The organism is Pantoea sp. Z09 (genome assembly GCF_022394795.1).
GTDB classification, from domain to species: Bacteria; Pseudomonadota; Gammaproteobacteria; order Enterobacterales; family Enterobacteriaceae; genus Pantoea; species Pantoea latae.
Genome location: NZ_CP092373.1, coordinates 1,663,543 through 1,679,264, shown reverse-complemented (window position 1 = coordinate 1,679,264; position 15,722 = coordinate 1,663,543). Strand labels below are relative to the sequence as shown.

The window sequence follows — 15,722 nt, the reverse complement described above, 5'->3', positions numbered from 1 at the left end:
TGTTCCGTATTAACTCTGTCAAATATCTCCTGCATACTCTTATTCGTTGCTGCAGCTTTTCGTGATAATCATCACGTAAATGTGTTATCTCCTCACTGCAGCCTGTATGGCTCTAACGACTGTAATGAACTGAAAGCGCGTTATTTTGCTTTTTCAGATGTCCACTCCTGAGCGCGTACTTGATTCTGGTCAGGCCATCTTTTACTGAAGAAAAAAGAGAGCAGGTGTTATGGCAAGTACATTGGTGATGAATGATGCGAGCCGCTCATGGAGCGGAACGCGAAAAAATATCCTCGCAAAACTGGCGTTAAGCTTTTCCGACCTGATTGCCCTTAATCTGGCCCTGTTTTTATCGGCGGCGACTATTCAGGGGATCTGGGGCGATCTCGATGCGTTTATTCCGCCTCATCAAATCGAATACCGTTTTATTGCGCAGTTTGCGCTCTCTGTTTTGTGCACCGCCTATTTTTGGATGCGCATGCGTCACTACACCTACCGCAAGCCCTTTTGGTTCGAGCTGAAGGAAGTTATTAAAACCCTGTTTGTCTTTTCGCTGCTGGATCTGGCGCTGATCGCCTTTTCCAAGTGGGACTTTTCGCGCATGGTCTGGCTCTTTAGCTGGACGTACGCGCTGCTGCTGCTGCCGCTGATGCGTGCCGGCGTCAAGCGCGCCATCAACCGCGCCGGCCAGTGGCAAAAAGAGACCATTATTATCGGCTCGGGCAAAAACGCCATGGAAGCCTATGCCGCGCTGCAGAGCGAAGAGATCCTCGGCTACAACGTGCAGGCGTTTATCAGCACCGACGACGAAACCCTTCCCTCGTCCGTCAACGGCGTGCCGATGATCAAACAGCAGGATATCAACTGGCAGACCATCGACCGCGAAAACGTGCAGTTTATTGTCGCCACCGAGTTCGAACAGCAGGCAGTGCGCGACACCTGGCTGAAGTTTCTCTCTAAGATGAACTGCCGCTCGGTCTCGGTGATCCCGACCCTGCGCGGCGTGCCGCTCTACGGCACCGATATGTCGTTTATCTTCAGCCATGAAGTGATGATCCTGCGCGTCAGCAATAGCCTGGCGAAACGCTCCTCGCGCTTCCTCAAGCGCTGCTTCGACATCGTGGTGGCGTCGATGCTGCTGCTGTTTCTGGCGCCGGTGTTCGGCCTGCTCTGCTATATGGTGAAACGCGACGGCGGCAACGCCATCTACGGCCACGAGCGTATCGGCCAGAACGGCGAGAAGTTTAAGTGCCTGAAATTCCGCTCGATGGTGACCAACTCGAAAGAGGTGCTGGAAAAGCTGCTGGCCACCAGCGAAGAGGCGCGCGCCGAATGGGACAAAGACTTTAAGCTGAAGAAAGATCCGCGCGTCACCAAAATCGGCGGCTTCCTGCGCAAAACCAGCCTCGATGAGCTGCCGCAGCTGTGGAACGTGATCCGCGGCGAAATGAGCCTGGTCGGCCCGCGTCCGGTGATCGAAGCGGAGCTGGAGCGCTACGCGGGCGACGTGGACTACTACCTGATGGCAAAACCGGGCATGACCGGCCTGTGGCAGGTCAGCGGACGCAACGATATCGACTACGATACGCGCGTCTACTTCGACTCCTGGTATGTGAAAAACTGGGCGCTCTGGACCGATATCGCCATTCTGTTCAAAACCGCCGGCGTAGTGCTGCGCCGCGACGGCGCCTACTAAGCGCGATGCCGATGCCCGCTTAGCAGCGGGCATCGCAATTTCCTCTTTTCTTTTCGCCCCCAACTCATTACCCTTCCCGCTTGTTTTAACAGGACGTTCACCCTCTGGTTTTTATGCAAAAATTTACCCTGATGCTGTTGAGCCTGGTGCTGCTGGCGCCGCTGGGCATCGATCTCTATCTTCCTACCCTGCCGGATATCGCCCTTGGCCTGAATACGCCGGTGAGTCTGATCCAGACCACCATTCCGATCTTTCTGCTGGTGATGGGCTTAGGGCAGCTGGTGACCGGCCCGCTGGTGGACAACTACGGCCGCAAGCCGATCGCGCTGCTGGGACTGGCGCTCTACGTGGTTGGCAGCGCCGTCGCCGCCACCGCCAGCAACTGGCCGATGTTTCTCTCGGCGCGGCTGATCCAGGGCTGCGCGGTGTGCTGTAGCGCGGTAGTGGCGTTCAGCGGCGTGCGCGATCGCCTGAGCGGCGACGCCGCGGCGCGCGCCTACGGCTTTCTCAACGGCGCGCTCAACATCGTGCCCGCCCTGGCGCCGCTGCTGGGCGGCCTGCTCGCCAGCGCCTTCGGCTGGCGCGCGCCCTTCTGGTTTCTCTGCGCCTATGGCCTGCTGATTGCGCTGATCGTGCTGCTCTGGCTGCCGGAGACGCGCCCCGCCGATACGCTGCGGGTCAGGGGCGTGCCGCTGGCGCAGTATGGCGCTATCCTGCGCCAGCCGCGCTTTCTTGCCTTCGCCTTTGCCAATGCCGGCGCGCTCGGTATGGTGCTGACCTATGTGTCGCTGGCGCCGCAGGTGCTGATGAACGAAGGCGGCCTGACGCCGATTCAGTTCTCGTTCGCCTTTGGTGCCAACGGTTTCTGGATTATGCTGGTGAGCGCCTTCGTCAATAAAACCATCCGCAAAGCGGGACGGCCGTTCTGTCTGGCGATGGGTTTTGTCACCATGCTGGCGGGCGCGCTGCTGCTGTTCGCGGGGATGCATCTGCTGCCGCAGACGATGCAGACGCACTGGGCGCTCTATATGCTGCCGGTCGCCGTGTCGGTGGCGGGTCTGGCGTTTACCGTCGGTCCGGCCACCAGCTATGCGCTGGAACCTTATCAGCAGCAGGCTGGCGTGGCGGCGGCGCTACAGGGCTTTATTCAGATGGCGGGCGGCGCGGCGGGCAGCCTGCTGATTGTTATGCTGCCGGTGGCGGAAAAGAGCGCGCTGGCGTTGATGATGCTGGCGGGCGCAGCGCTGGCACTGATCGCCTGGCGCTGCAGCAAAAAAATGCACGGTTCGCTGACCGCGCTTAAATAACCTTAACCGGCACGCGCGGCGCCAGCGCGCACATCAGCTCATAGCCTACCGTGCCGGCCGCTTTCGCCACCCGATCGATTTTCACCTGTTCGCCCCACAGCTCAACCTGCGAACCGATGCCGGCCTGCGGGCACGGGGTTAAATCCACCGTGATCATATCCATCGAGACCGCGCCGACCACCTGCGTCATCACGCCATCCACGCACACCGGCGTGCCGTTGGGCGCGTGGCGCGGATAGCCGTCGGCATAGCCGCACGCCACCACGCCGATGCGCTGCGCCTGCTGCGCACGGTAGCGATAGCCGTAGCCGACACCGTCGCCAGGGCTGAGCTGCTGAATGCCGATGATTTCGCTGCTCAGGGTCATCACCGGCTTCAGGCCGGTGCTGGCGATATCCTGCCAGTCGCCGCTGGGCGAGGCGCCATAGAGAATAATGCCGGGTCGCACCCAGTCATAGTGCGCTTCCGGATGCCAGAGCGTGCAGGCGGAGTTAGAGAGCGAGCGCGGAATAGCCAGCCCTTCGGCGGCTTGCTCAATGCGCTCTAGCGGCGCCACCAGCCCGGCGGGATTTTCCGCATCGGCAAAGTGCGCCATCAGAGTGATATCGCCGACGTTAGGCAGCGTCCGCAGCTTCTGGTAAGCGCCATGCGCCTGCTCGGGACGAAAGCCGAGCCGGTTCATGCCGCTGTTGACCTTGAGGTAGATATCCACCGGCGCGGAGAGCTGTGCCTCCGCCAGCGCCTTGATCTGCCAGTTGCTGTGCACGCTGGTGGTCAGGCGATAGCGGTCGATGAGCGCCAGATCCTCCTGATGAAAAAAGCCCTCCAGCAGCAGGATCGGTTTGCGCCAGCCGCTGTCGCGCAGCAGTATCGCCTCTTCCATATTGAGTAACGCAAAGCCGTCGGTTTGCGACAGGCTCTCCCAGACCCGGCTCAGGCCGTGGCCGTAGGCATTGGCCTTGACCACCGACCAGACGCGCGCGTCGGGCGCCGCCTGGCGCACGATCGTCAGATTGTGACTCAGCGCCTGCCGATCGATGGTGGCAAAAACGGGACGTGACATACCTCTCTCCCTGAAAGTTAACGCGTGGCGTTCGCGTTGCGTAATGGTGCTGATGACGGCGCAAAACCGGGCAGATAGCGCAGCACCGACAGATCGTCGGCGGCAATCGCCGGGGTTTTGCCGCTGATAAGGTCCGCTAGTAGCTGACCGGAGCCGCAGGCCATGGTCCAGCCCAGCGTGCCGTGTCCGGTATTCAGATAGAGATTGCTGAGCGGCGTCGGACCGACAATCGGCGTTCCGTCTGGGGTCATTGGACGCAGGCCGCTCCAGAAGCTGGCCTGTTCGATATGACCGCCTTCAGGATAAAGATCCCGCACCACCATCTCCAGCGTTTCCCGACGGGCGGGCAACAGTTTGTTGTTAAAACCAACAATTTCCGCCATGCCGCCGACGCGGATACGGTTGTCGAAGCGGGTCACCGCCACCTTATAGGTTTCATCAAGAATGGTAGAGACCGGCGCGGCCTCCGGGTTCTTCACCGGAATGGTCAGGGAGTAGCCTTTTAGCGGATAGACCGGGATATCGAGAATATGCTTCAGCAGCGCGGTCGAGTAGGAGCCGAAAGCAACCACATAGCTGTCGCCTTTAATCACCTCGTCGCCACACTTGACGCCATAGATGCGGTTGCCTTCGCGCAGCAGCTGATCGACCGGGGTATTGAAGCGGAATACCACACCCGCCTCCTGCGCCATTCGCGCCAGCTTCTGGGTGAAGAGCTGGCAGTCGCCGGTTTCATCGTTGGGCAGGCGCAGCCCGCCGGTCAGCTTGTGCTGGGTGGTTGCCAGCGCCGGCTCGACGCGCGCCAGCTCATGCGCCTGCAGCAGCTCGTAGGGCACGCCCGCCTCGCGCAGCACCTCGATATCTTTACTGGCGCTGTCGAACTGCTGCTGGGTGCGGAACAGCTGCAGCGTGCCGCCCTGCCGTCCTTCATAGGCGATGCCGGTCTCTTCGCGCAGCGCCTTCAGGCAGTCGCGGCTGTATTCGGCGATGCGCACCATACGGCTTTTATTCTGTTGGTAGTGCTGCATGTCGCAGTTGCGCAGCATGTTCCACATCCACTCCAGCTGGAAGCTGCTGCCGTCGAGGCGAATAGCCAGCGGCGCATGGCGTTGAAACATCCACTTAACCGCTTTCAGCGGCACGCCCGGCGCGGCCCAGGGCGCCGCATAGCCAGGGGAGATCTGTCCCGCATTGCCTGCGCTGGTCTCCAGCGCGGCATCGGGCTGGCGATCCAGCACTGTTACCTGATGGCCCGCGCGCGCCAGATACCAGGCGCTCGCCACGCCCACCACACCACTACCCAGAATCACTACGTGCATATCGCCCCCACCGGCAAATTCAATAGCATAATTCACTAGACCAGAGCGTGATACCAGCGCATTCCAACCTGCTGGCTGCCGCCCTTACCTTATTAACTTATTTCACATGTTTTTCACTTTTTCAGACACTAAAATCTTATGCCTGAGACAAAATCAGTAACTTATGCGCCTTTTCACCCTTTCTTAGCAGTTAATCATAGCGCAACCGGCATTATTCACTTATTTCAGGAGAATAAGCCGACGCCATATAATCCTCTTATAAACAGCGTTTTATGCTGGCGCCAGGCGTTTTAACCCTACATCAGCTCATCAAATGCTTTAGCTGCCTTTTCTGGATGATTTTGTGCCGAATAATTCAGTTGAGTTCCGCAATCAGATAAGTAACAGTGGGCTATCATTGAAGTGTTCGCCTGTTTTTGGGGTTCTCTTTCTTAGGGATGAGCCTTGAAATTACCGAAACCGGCTGCTCGCAACGGGCAGGCCTGTTTGCAAAACAGAGGTGCGCTATGACGACAATCTTTGACGATCCGATTAAGGACAGCAAACGACTCAGCGATGGACCGGACTGGACATTTGATTTGCTTGATGTCTACCTTGCGGAAATTGACCGCGTAGCCAAGCTCTACCGACTCGATACCTATCCCCACCAGATTGAAGTGATCACCTCCGAGCAGATGATGGACGCCTACTCCAGCGTCGGTATGCCGATCAATTACGCTCACTGGTCGTTTGGCAAGAAGTTTATCGAAACCGAGCAGCGCTATAAGCACGGGCAGCAAGGGCTGGCGTATGAGATTGTCATCAACTCCAATCCCTGCATCGCCTATCTGATGGAAGAGAACACCATGACCATGCAGGCGCTGGTGATGGCGCACGCCTGCTACGGCCATAACTCTTTTTTTAAGAATAACTATCTGTTCCGCAGCTGGACCGACGCCAGCTCGATCGTCGATTATCTGCTGTTCGCGAAGAAATATATTTCCGACTGCGAAGAGCGTTTTGGTGTTGAGGAAGTGGAGCGTCTGCTCGACTCCTGCCATGCGCTGATGAATTACGGCGTCGATCGCTACAAGCGTCCGCAGAAGATCTCCTTACAGGAAGAGAAAGCGCGGCAGAAGAGCCGCGAAGAGTACCTGCAAAGCCAGGTGAATACGCTGTGGCGTACCCTGCCGCGCCGCGAGAAAGAGGCGGTGCACGTCGAGGCGGCGCGCTATCCGTCGGAGCCGCAGGAGAATTTGCTCTATTTTATGGAGAAGAACGCGCCGCTGCTGGAGCCGTGGCAGCGTGAGATCCTGCGCATCGTGCGCAAGGTGAGCCAGTATTTCTATCCGCAGAAGCAGACGCAGGTGATGAACGAAGGCTGGGCGACCTTCTGGCACTACACTATCCTCAATCATCTTTATGACGAGGGCAAAGTGTCGGATCGCTTTATGATCGAGTTCCTGCACAGCCATACCAACGTGGTGTTTCAGCCGCCCTATAACAGCCCCTGGTATAACGGTATTAACCCGTACGCGCTGGGCTTCGCCATGTTCCAGGATATTAAGCGTATCTGTCAGTCGCCGACGGAGGAGGATCGCTACTGGTTCCCGGATATCGCCGGCTCTGACTGGCTGGAGACGCTGCACTTCGCCATGCGCGAGTTCAAGGATGAGAGTTTTATCAGCCAGTTCCTGTCGCCGAAGGTGATGCGTGACTTCCGCCTGTTTACCGTGCTGGACGACGATCGCAATAATTATCTGGAGATCGCCGCTATTCACGATGAAGCGGGCTATCGCGCCATCCGCCAGCAGCTTTCCGCGCAGTATAATCTGAGCAATCTCGAGCCAAATATTCAGGTTTACAATGTTGACCTGCGCGGCGACCGTTCCCTGACGCTGCGTTACGTGCCGCAAAGCCGCACGCCGCTCGACAAAAGCCGCCGCGAGGTGATGAAGCACGTACATCGGCTATGGGGATTCGACGTGAACCTCGAGCAGCAGAATGAGGATGGCAGCGTCGAGCTGCTGGACCGCTGTCCCACGCGTGGCAATGCGCTGTAAGGAAAAGCCCTAAAAAAACCGGACGCTGTCCGGTTTTTTTATGCCTGTGAGTCAGGCGCGGTCGCGGGTAGCATGAACAGATCGCAAAGTCGCTCAAGGCGTCCCTGCGCGCTCGGCCCGCGGCATCCCTGCCGCGGGACGCTTTGCTCTTCTGTTCATGCTACCCGCTTCCTGAGCAGCGGTGCGGCCTGAAAAAAAACCGGACAGCGTCCGGTTTCAGTTTTAGCGCTTGCTGCCTAAATCTTCCGGCATGCTTTTCTGCATGCTGTGCCAGATCTCGCCGCTGCGACGACCGTAGTCGCGCACCGTGTCGACAATCTGATCCTGCGACGGCTCTTTCACGCACAGCGTTTCCAGCCGCGCATAAAAGTTGCGCGCCAGCTCGCGCGCTTCGGGATTAGAGAAATAGTAACGGCCGACGCGGGTGTAGAGCCCCTTCAGACCATTCAGGATCAGCCCGTAAATCGGGTTGCCGGAGGCGAAGGCCAGCCCGCGAAACACGCGATAGTCGAGTTCGGTATAGGCGTCAGCCTGATCCTCGATGCCGGAGACGCTCTCCAGCACGGCGCGCGCCTTATCGGGATGGTGACGCAGCGCGCGGCTGATAAAAATCGAGGCGATATTGGTGCGCACCGACAGCAGATTATCAATCAGCACCGGCACGCTGTCGTGATCGAGACGCGCCAGCGTCTCAAGAATATTCAGGCCGGAGGTTTCCCAGAAGTCATTCACGCGCGTCGGTTTGCCGTGCTGAATGGTTAACCAGCCGTCGCGTGCCAGGCGCTGCAGCACTTCGCGCAGCGTGGTGCGGGTCACGCCGATCAGTTCAGAAAGCTCACGTTCAGCAGGAAGGATCGACCCCGGAGGAAAGCGGCTGTTCCAGATGCTTTCAATAATATACTCTTCAGCAAATCCCGCAGGGCTCTGCGCCTTAATGACCATAGCGATGTTTTCTCGTTGCTTTCTTTGTCGAAATGGCACTCATCATACCAGACGCCCTGGAGCTGTTATAGACTGCGCAAGGATTAAAAGCGCGCGCTGGCGCAAAAATCAGCAGCCGCGCGCAATCCTGCAAGGCACGGTTGCGTCACCTGATGGCGCTGATTACCCTTTCACTCTCTCTACTTTGCACAGGACATTTCGCCATGGAGATCACCTGGGGCCAGGCGCTGCATCGCAACTTTCTCGGCCAGTCGCCCAACTGGTACAAAATGCTGCTGCTGGCATTTCTGATCGTCAATCCGCTGCTGTTCTTCTTTGTCAGCCCGTTTCTCGCCGGCTGGCTGCTGATCGCCGAATTTATCTTCACCCTCGGCATGGCGCTGAAGTGCCATCCGCTGCTGCCCGGCGGTTTGCTGACGCTGGAGGCGATCGTCATCGGCATGGCCAGCGCCGAGCAGGTCAAGCAGGAGCTGGCCGGCAATCTGGAAGTGCTGCTGCTGCTGATCTTTATGGTGGCCGGCATCTTTTTTATGAAACAGCTGCTGCTGTTCGTCTTTACGCGGCTGCTGCTGACGCTGCGATCCAAAGTGTTGCTCAGCCTCACCTTCTGCCTGGCGGCCGCGTTTCTTTCCGCCTTTCTCGACGCGCTCACCGTGGTCGCGGTGGTGATCAGCGTCGCCGTCGGCTTCTACCAAATCTATCATCGCGTCTCGTCCGACCCAGACTACGCCGCCGAGGCGCATCAACAGCGCGCCACGCTGGAACAGTTCCGCGCCTTTTTGCGCAGCCTGATGATGCAGGCGGGCGTTGGAACGGCACTGGGCGGCGTGATGACCATGGTCGGCGAGCCGCAAAATCTGATTATCGCCCATGCGGCGGGCTGGGACTTTGCTGGCTTCTTCCTGCGCATGGCGCCGGTGACGGTGCCGGTGCTGCTGTGCGGCATTCTCACCAGCCTGCTGGTGGAACGCTTTCGCCTCTTCGGCTATGGCGCCACGCTGCCGGATGAAGTACGCGCCATTCTGCTGCAGAGCGAACGCGAGGCGGCGGCGCAGCGCACGCGTCAGGATCGCCTCCGGCTGTGGATCCAGGCGGCTATCGGCGTCTGGCTCATCGCCGCGCTGGCGCTGCACCTGGCGGAAGTCGGCCTGATCGGGCTTTCGGTTATCGTGCTCGCCACCTCGCTGTGCGGCGTGACGGACGAGCACACCATCGGCCAGGCCTTTACCGAAGCGCTGCCCTTTACCGCGCTGCTGACGGTCTTTTTCGCCATCGTTGCCGTAATTGTGCAGCAGCAGCTCTTTAGCCCGCTGATCGCCTTTGTGCTGCAGGCTGAGCCGCACGCGCAGCTCAGCTGGTACTACGTGTTTAATGGCCTGCTCTCATCAATATCCGACAACGTGTTTGTAGGTTCGGTGTTTATCAACGAGGCAAAGCAGGCCTTTAGCCAGGGCGCGATCGACCTGCAGCAGTATGAGCTGCTGGCCGTCGCCACCAATACCGGCACCAACCTGCCCTCGGTGGCGACGCCCAACGGCCAGGCGGCGTTTCTGTTTCTGCTGACCTCGGCGCTAGCGCCGCTGATTCGGCTCTCCTATGGGCGGATGGTGTGGATGGCGCTGCCCTTTACCGTGGTGATGTCGCTGGTCGGCTTCGCCTGCCTGCACTGGCTGCTGGTGCCAATGACCGAAACCCTGCAGCTGTGGGGGTGGATCGCCGCCCCGCAGATGTAAATAGCTGCCCTGGATCAGCTTAAGCCCAAAATGACCAGGATTTTCGCCCGTGGCGGGCTGGCACCGCCGCGCTTTTGGTTTACACTGCGGGGCATTACCATTTACAGGGAAAGCAAGATGTTGCGATATCTCAATCAATCTTCGCGCGGTCGTGCCGCCTGGCTGCTGCTGGCGTTAACGGCGCTGGCGCTGGAGCTGGTGGCGCTGTGGTTCCAGCATGTGATGGGACTGAAGCCGTGCGTGATGTGCATTTATGAGCGCTGCGCGCTGTTCGGCGTGATGGGCGCGGGCATCGTTGGCGCTATCGCGCCAAAAACCCCGCTGCGCTGGGCTGGTTTGCTGATCTGGATCTACAGCGCCTGGGAAGGGCTGCGCCTCTCCTATGAGCATACGATGATCCAGCTGCATCCCAACCCGTTCACCACCTGCGATTTCGCCGCACGTTTTCCCGCCTGGCTGCCGCTGGATAAATGGCTGCCGTCGGTGTTCGTCGCCAGCGGCGACTGCGCGGAGCGCGGCTGGAGCTTCCTGACCCTAAGCATGCCGCAGTGGATGATGGTGATTTTCGCCGCTTACCTGATTGTCACGCTGCTGGCGCTGATCGCCCAGCCGTTTAAGCCTAAGCGCCGCGAGCTTTTTTCCCGCTAAAAAAATCAGGCTGCCGAGAGGCAGCCTGTTTTGTATCAGCCGTTGCGGTCAGGACGATCGATAATGTGATCCTCCCAGTCGCGCACTTCGCTTTCCCGCACCGCGATGTAGCGCACCGAAATACGCTGCGCGTGCATCGCCGACTTTGAGCCGCTCTGCAGCGGATGCCACGCCGGCAGCCCTTTTCCCTCGCCCAGCAGACGATAGGCGCAGGTGCGCGGCAGCCAGTTAAACTGCGTCAGGTTTTCACGCGTCAGCTTAATGCAGTCCTCTTCATACTCGAAGCGGCGCTCATAGTTGCGGCACTGGCAGGTTTTAATATTGAGCTGGTTGCAGGCGACGTTGGTGAAGTAGATTTCGTCGGTGTCGGCATCCTGCAGTTTATTGAGGCAGCACTGGCCGCAGCCATCGCACAAGGATTCCCACTCGTCGTCGTTCATTTGATCGAGGCGTTTAGTCTGCCAGAAAGGAAGTTCACTCATGATGGCGGCGTCCGGGTTAGTCACAAAACCGCACCTTATATCGGGTCAGGCGCGGCGTTGCAAGTTTTTACAGCACGCGCGTGCTGATGCCGTGTCCCGCCAGCGAGACTTCCAGCGTGTCGCCGGAGCGCATCGGGCCAACGCCTTCCGGCGTGCCGGTCAGCACCACGTCGCCTGCGCGCAGGGTAAAGTACTGACTCATATGGGCGATAAGCGGCAGGATCTGATGGATCATCTCTGAGGTTCTGCCGTGCTGACGCACCTCGCCGTTGACCACCAGCTTGAGTTCGGTATCCTGCGGGTCGCCTGGAAACTCTGCCGCGGGAATAAAGCCAGAGAGCGGACAGGAATTATCGAAGCCTTTCGATTTTTCCCACGGCTGGCCCGCTTTTTTAAAGCCCGCCTGCAGATCGCGCAGGGTTAAATCGAGCGCGACGCCATAGCCGGCGATCGCTTTCGCCACGTGCTCTTCACCGGCCTGCTTCAGGGTAGCGCCAATCAGCACCGCCAGTTCTACTTCGTGATGCACCTCACCGAACGCGGAGGGAATAGAGAGCGGCTGGCGCAGATCGCAAAGGGCGGTCTCCGGCTTGATAAAAATTACCGGCTCGGTTGGCGTGGCGCTGCCCATTTCCTTAATGTGTTTCGCATAGTTGCTGCCGACGCAGACGACCTTGTTCACCGGAAAATCCAACAAGGCGCCCTGCCAGTTACGATGCTGATACATGCTAATCCCCTGCTCTGGTTGGTTGTGATGCCAGCGACGCCGGCACGTTGAGGTTTGCGCTTCAGCGGGTCTGCGCCCGCCGTGACGGCCATAATAAGATGGTTTAGCAAAGATTAGTGTGCGTAAATTGTCAAAAAAGCGTGAATATATGCTGCCGGAGCGGTGAATTTATCGCCACTGCATTGTCAATAAAGAATATTGACCAGTAAAAGGCGCGATAATCGCGCCATTATTTTGCTGCAAATCGTTATATATAATTATGCTGAGAAAGCGAGAAGCACTGATTATATTTACAGATGAATCTGAATTAATCTTTTTTTCCCGTCTCAAGATGAACTTTCAGCAAACTTTCGACCGGCGGCGGCATCTGCAAATAATAGCCCTGTTCGCTAAGCGCCTGTTTCACTTTATTGATGTCGGCGTTGGCCAGCCGATCGCGCTTGTCCAGCGTCAGCACCATCGCCAGTTGAGGCTTGCCGAAGCCGCGCAGCAGCGCTTCGGGCACACGGGAGAAATCGTCCTTTTTTTCAACGTAAAGATAAGTCTGCTCACGGTTCGGGCTTCTGTAGATCACACAAAACATATTTTTTACTCGAATAATCCTGGATGGTGGCTTGCCTGGAAATAACAGTAACTATAACATGCTTGCAGAACTTCGAATATTCACCGGACGAGCTGAAATGATGATTTTATCGACGTTTGTTCGCCGGGCGAGAAAACAGGACTGAGTGGGACAGATGTCACAAACGCCAATCGAATTCAAAGGTAGCAGTTTTACCCTGTCTGTTGTTCATCTGCACCATCCCGAACCTGACGTGATCCGCAAGGCACTTCAGGACAAAATCGATCAGGCGCCCGCTTTTTTAAAAAATGCGCCGGTGGTACTTAACGTGGCGGCGCTGAGCGGCAACGTCAACTGGAAACAGCTGCAGCAGGCGATTGCCGCCACCGGCCTGCGCATCGTCGGCGTCAGCGGCTGCAAAGACGAGGCGCTGAAGCGCATGATTGCCCGCGCCGGCCTGCCGGTGCTGGCGGAAGGCAAAGAGAGCAAGCCGCGCAGCGAAGCGCCTGCGCCTGAGGCGCAGCCCGTGGTACCCGCTGAGCCGCCGGCCAGCAAAACGCGCATCGTCACTACGCCGGTGCGTTCCGGCCAGCAGATTTACGCGCGCAATGCTGACTTAATCGTTACCAACAGCGTAAGCGCCGGTGCCGAACTGGTCGCCGACGGCAATATTCATATTTACGGCATGATGCGAGGACGCGCGCTGGCAGGCGCCGGCGGCGACCGCAACAGCCAGATTTTTTGCACCAACCTGGCAGCAGAGTTGGTCTCTATCGCCGGTGAGTACTGGATCATGGATCAAATCCCGGCGGAATTTTTTGGTAAAGCCGCGCGCCTCAGCCTCGAAGAGGGCGCGCTGACTATCCAGACACTTAATTAGGCCCCTTTTCTTCTGTTAAGGAAATCAACATTTATGGCACGCATTATTGTAGTTACATCCGGTAAAGGGGGCGTTGGCAAGACCACGTCAAGCGCGGCCATCGCCACCGGTTTAGCGCAAAAAGGCAAAAAGACGGTTGTCATCGACTTCGACATTGGTCTGCGTAACCTGGATCTGATCATGGGGTGCGAGCGCCGCGTGGTGTACGACTTTGTTAACGTTATTCAGGGCGACGCCACGCTGAATCAGGCGCTGATCAAAGACAAGCGCACCGAGATGCTGCATATTCTGCCCGCTTCCCAGACGCGTGACAAAGACGCGCTTACCCGCGAAGGCGTGGAAAAAGTGCTGAACGACCTGGCGGCGATGGATTTCGACTTTATCGTCTGCGACTCCCCGGCGGGGATCGAAACCGGCGCGCTGATGGCGCTCTACTTTGCTGACGAAGCGATTATCACCACCAACCCGGAAGTCTCGTCGGTGCGCGACTCCGACCGCATTCTCGGCATTATCGCCTCTAAGTCGCGCCGCGCCGAGAACAGCCAGGAGCCGGTGAAAGAACATCTGCTGTTGACCCGTTATAACCCTGGCCGCGTCAATCGTGGCGATATGCTGAGCATGGAAGACGTGCTGGAGATCCTGCGCATTCCGCTGGTGGGCGTCATTCCGGAAGATCAGTCGGTGCTGCGCGCCTCTAACCAGGGCGAGCCAGTGATCCTCGACACGAATTCCGACGCCGGCAAAGCCTATGCTGATACCGTAGATCGCTTACTCGGTGAAGAACGCCCCTTCCGCTTTATTGAAGAAGAGAAGAAGGGTTTCCTGAAACGCCTGTTCGGGGGATAAACCATGGCATTACTCGATTTCTTTTTATCCCGGAAGAAGAACACTGCCAACATAGCCAAGGAAAGGCTGCAGATTATCGTGGCAGAACGCAGAAGGGGCGACAGTGAGCCCCACTATCTTCCGCAGCTTAAGCGCGACATTCTGGAAGTGATTTGCAAGTATGTGAAGATCGATCCCGATATGGTCACCGTTCAGCTTGACCAGAAAGGCGACGACATTTCTATTCTGGAGCTTAACGTCACGCTGCCGGAGACGGAAGAAGCGACCAAATGACCGCGTCTGTTTCCTGATATTCCCCTGCTTCAGAGCAGGGGAATGTTTTTGCGTCAGATCTGCGACAGAATCGCCTCGATGCGGGTTTTGAACAGATCGCCGCGCCAGCCTGCCAGCAACTCCGGCACGCGCGTTTGCGGTTTTAGCCCCCAGTGCTGGCTCAGCACCTGGTTAATCTGACGGCGCGACGCCAGCAGCTCCTGACTAAAGCCGCTCTCCTCGCTGACCTCCTGCACCAGCGCCTTGATCGCTTTGAACACGCTTTTGTAGTGCGGATGATCCACCAGGTTGCCCAGCGGCGGCGGCAGTGCCTCTTCCGGCAGCGCCTGCGCCTCAGCCAACAGCGCCACCAGGGTTTTGCCGTGGAAGCGGATCTCATGGCCGGAAAGGCCCAGATGATCCAGCTCGCCCAGCGAACCCGGCATAAAGCGCGCCACTTTCCACAGGTTCTCTTCGCGCACCACGAAGTTTACCGCCATATCTTTTTCGCGCGCGACGTTGAGGCGCCAGGCGGCGAGCAGCTGCAGCGCCGCCAGCTGACGCGGACGCAGCTGCCAGGCGTTGGTGATATCGCGCCAGGCCTCCTGCGGCTGCAGCACGTCGAGGCGACGCTGGCAAAGCTGATCGCACTCGCTGAGCGCCGCGGCCATATTGCCCGCCTCTTCGGTCATCGCCATCAGCTGATGGGCGATCGGCAGCAGATAGTGCACGTCGGCCGCCGCATAGTCGCACTGACGCTGCGTCAGCGGACGCGCCAGCCAGTCGGTGCGCGATTCGCTCTTATCCAGCGTGGTCTGGGTGAAGTGCGCCACCATCGCGGCGAAGCCCCACGACAGCGGCTGGCCGCTAAAGGCCGCCAGAATCTGGGTATCGATCATCGGCTGCGGCAGCACGCCGAAACGGTGCAGAAAAACCTCGAGATCTTCGCCGCCGGCGTGCAGAAACTTTTTCACCTGGGTGTCGCTCAGCAGCGCGATAAACGGCGACCAGTCGCTGATGGTAAGCGGATCGATCAGCACCAGCTGCTCGCCATCAAACAGCTGGATCAGCCCCAGCTGCGGATAGTAGGTGCGGGTGCGGACAAATTCGGTATCCAGCGCCACAGCCGCATGCTGGCGAGCCTGCTGGCACACGGCGGCCAGTTGGTCATTTTGGTCGATCAGGGAATAATTCAAATCGCTTTTTCACCGCGACAGACTGCG

15 protein-coding genes are annotated in these 15,722 nt (G+C 58.4%); 8 read left to right on the top strand and 7 right to left on the bottom strand.

Annotated features, from left to right (window positions below; translation table 11 throughout):
- Positions 1 to 229 precede the first annotated feature (229 nt).
- Entirely contained in the window at positions 230 to 1,696 is a 1,467-nt protein-coding gene (gene wbaP / locus MC269_RS08005) for an undecaprenyl-phosphate galactose phosphotransferase WbaP (protein WP_081142612.1), read from the top strand.
- A 113-nt stretch (positions 1,697 to 1,809) separates the two neighbouring features.
- Positions 1,810 to 3,003 carry a multidrug effflux MFS transporter gene (locus MC269_RS08000; protein WP_239954764.1) on the top strand — a complete coding sequence of 398 codons (1,194 nt, stop codon included), beginning with the start codon at positions 1,810 to 1,812 and terminating at the stop codon, positions 3,001 to 3,003.
- Here MC269_RS08000 and dadX read toward each other — a convergent pair.
- Positions 2,996 to 4,066, bottom strand: a complete 1,071-nt coding sequence (dadX, locus tag MC269_RS07995) for a catabolic alanine racemase DadX (protein ID WP_239954763.1) — start codon at positions 4,064 to 4,066, stop codon at positions 2,996 to 2,998. The two genes, MC269_RS08000 and dadX, sit on opposite strands and share 8 nt — an antisense overlap.
- 17 nt (positions 4,067 to 4,083) lie before the next feature.
- Positions 4,084 to 5,385, bottom strand: a complete 1,302-nt coding sequence (locus MC269_RS07990; RefSeq protein ID WP_239954762.1) for a D-amino acid dehydrogenase — start codon at positions 5,383 to 5,385, stop codon at positions 4,084 to 4,086.
- 506 nt (positions 5,386 to 5,891) lie between these two features.
- Here MC269_RS07990 and MC269_RS07985 point away from each other — a divergent pair.
- Positions 5,892 to 7,427, top strand: a complete 1,536-nt coding sequence (locus MC269_RS07985; RefSeq protein ID WP_081142605.1) for a SpoVR family protein — start codon at positions 5,892 to 5,894, stop codon at positions 7,425 to 7,427.
- A 222-nt stretch (positions 7,428 to 7,649) separates the two neighbouring features.
- Here the strand turns inward: MC269_RS07985 and fadR are convergent, their stop codons facing one another.
- Positions 7,650 to 8,369 carry a fatty acid metabolism transcriptional regulator FadR gene (gene fadR / locus MC269_RS07980; RefSeq protein WP_081142604.1) on the bottom strand — a complete coding sequence of 240 codons (720 nt, stop codon included), beginning with the start codon at positions 8,367 to 8,369 and terminating at the stop codon, positions 7,650 to 7,652.
- Positions 8,370 to 8,572: 203 nt separating this feature from the next.
- On the opposite strand from fadR, the gene nhaB reads away from it, so the two are divergent.
- Together nhaB and dsbB are read left to right on the top strand one after the other, a co-directional pair.
- Complete coding sequence (gene nhaB, locus MC269_RS07975; protein WP_239954761.1) at positions 8,573 to 10,102, top strand: sodium/proton antiporter NhaB; 1,530 nt, start codon at positions 8,573 to 8,575, stop codon at positions 10,100 to 10,102.
- Positions 10,103 to 10,219: 117 nt separating this feature from the next.
- Positions 10,220 to 10,750 (top strand): disulfide bond formation protein DsbB, encoded by a 531-nt coding sequence (gene dsbB / locus MC269_RS07970; protein ID WP_239954760.1) that lies wholly within the window; start codon positions 10,220 to 10,222, stop codon positions 10,748 to 10,750.
- 35 nt (positions 10,751 to 10,785) lie between these two features.
- Here dsbB and MC269_RS07965 read toward each other — a convergent pair whose 3' ends face one another.
- The 3 genes from MC269_RS07965 to MC269_RS07955 form a co-directional block, all read right to left on the bottom strand.
- The gene (locus MC269_RS07965) at positions 10,786 to 11,232 is read right to left on the bottom strand and encodes a YcgN family cysteine cluster protein (protein ID WP_239954759.1); all 447 of its coding nucleotides are present in this window, start codon (positions 11,230 to 11,232) and stop codon (positions 10,786 to 10,788) included.
- A 67-nt stretch (positions 11,233 to 11,299) separates the two neighbouring features.
- Positions 11,300 to 11,959 carry a fumarylacetoacetate hydrolase family protein gene (locus MC269_RS07960; protein ID WP_239954757.1) on the bottom strand — a complete coding sequence of 220 codons (660 nt, stop codon included), beginning with the start codon at positions 11,957 to 11,959 and terminating at the stop codon, positions 11,300 to 11,302.
- Positions 11,960 to 12,266: 307 nt separating this feature from the next.
- On the bottom strand, positions 12,267 to 12,542 hold the full coding sequence (locus tag MC269_RS07955) for a YcgL domain-containing protein (protein WP_081142600.1): 276 nt from the start codon (positions 12,540 to 12,542) through the stop codon (positions 12,267 to 12,269).
- Positions 12,543 to 12,696: 154 nt separating this feature from the next.
- Here MC269_RS07955 and minC point away from each other — a divergent pair, with 154 nt between their 5' ends.
- Genes minC through minE form a run of 3 tightly spaced genes read left to right on the top strand, consistent with a single transcriptional unit; the run spans position 12,697 to position 14,520 of the window.
- Positions 12,697 to 13,401, top strand: coding sequence for a septum site-determining protein MinC (minC, locus tag MC269_RS07950; RefSeq protein WP_081142599.1), 705 nt, complete (start codon positions 12,697 to 12,699; stop codon positions 13,399 to 13,401).
- 33 nt (positions 13,402 to 13,434) lie between these two features.
- A complete protein-coding gene (gene minD, locus MC269_RS07945; protein ID WP_033746633.1) occupies positions 13,435 to 14,247 on the top strand; it encodes a septum site-determining protein MinD in 813 nt (270 codons plus the stop codon).
- A gap of 3 nt (positions 14,248 to 14,250) precedes the next feature.
- Positions 14,251 to 14,520: a cell division topological specificity factor MinE gene (minE, locus tag MC269_RS07940; RefSeq protein WP_081142598.1), complete on the top strand. Its 270-nt coding sequence runs from the start codon at positions 14,251 to 14,253 to the stop codon at positions 14,518 to 14,520.
- Between the two features lie 53 nt (positions 14,521 to 14,573).
- Here minE and rnd read toward each other — a convergent pair whose 3' ends face one another.
- A complete protein-coding gene (gene rnd, locus MC269_RS07935) occupies positions 14,574 to 15,695 on the bottom strand; it encodes a ribonuclease D (protein WP_239954755.1) in 1,122 nt (373 codons plus the stop codon).
- Between the last annotated feature and the right edge of the window lie 27 nt (positions 15,696 to 15,722).

Excerpts from the sequence above, each read along its gene's own strand:
- MC269_RS07965 (WP_239954759.1), bottom strand. The coding sequence starts at position 11,232 with ATGAGTGAACTTCCTTTCTGGCAGACTAAACGCCTCGATCAAATGAAC.
- dadX (WP_239954763.1), bottom strand. The coding sequence starts at position 4,066 with ATGTCACGTCCCGTTTTTGCCACCATCGATCGGCAGGCGCTGAGTCAC.
- minE (WP_081142598.1), top strand. The coding sequence starts at position 14,251 with ATGGCATTACTCGATTTCTTTTTATCCCGGAAGAAGAACACTGCCAAC.
- wbaP (WP_081142612.1), top strand. The coding sequence starts at position 230 with ATGGCAAGTACATTGGTGATGAATGATGCGAGCCGCTCATGGAGCGGA.
- MC269_RS07990 (WP_239954762.1), bottom strand. The coding sequence starts at position 5,385 with ATGCACGTAGTGATTCTGGGTAGTGGTGTGGTGGGCGTGGCGAGCGCC.
- MC269_RS07985 (WP_081142605.1), top strand. The coding sequence starts at position 5,892 with ATGACGACAATCTTTGACGATCCGATTAAGGACAGCAAACGACTCAGC.
- dsbB (WP_239954760.1), top strand. The coding sequence starts at position 10,220 with ATGTTGCGATATCTCAATCAATCTTCGCGCGGTCGTGCCGCCTGGCTG.
- MC269_RS08000 (WP_239954764.1), top strand. The coding sequence starts at position 1,810 with ATGCAAAAATTTACCCTGATGCTGTTGAGCCTGGTGCTGCTGGCGCCG.
- minC (WP_081142599.1), top strand. The coding sequence starts at position 12,697 with ATGTCACAAACGCCAATCGAATTCAAAGGTAGCAGTTTTACCCTGTCT.
- nhaB (WP_239954761.1), top strand. The coding sequence starts at position 8,573 with ATGGAGATCACCTGGGGCCAGGCGCTGCATCGCAACTTTCTCGGCCAG.
- MC269_RS07960 (WP_239954757.1), bottom strand. The coding sequence starts at position 11,959 with ATGTATCAGCATCGTAACTGGCAGGGCGCCTTGTTGGATTTTCCGGTG.
- minD (WP_033746633.1), top strand. The coding sequence starts at position 13,435 with ATGGCACGCATTATTGTAGTTACATCCGGTAAAGGGGGCGTTGGCAAG.
- fadR (WP_081142604.1), bottom strand. The coding sequence starts at position 8,369 with ATGGTCATTAAGGCGCAGAGCCCTGCGGGATTTGCTGAAGAGTATATT.
- MC269_RS07955 (WP_081142600.1), bottom strand. The coding sequence starts at position 12,542 with ATGTTTTGTGTGATCTACAGAAGCCCGAACCGTGAGCAGACTTATCTT.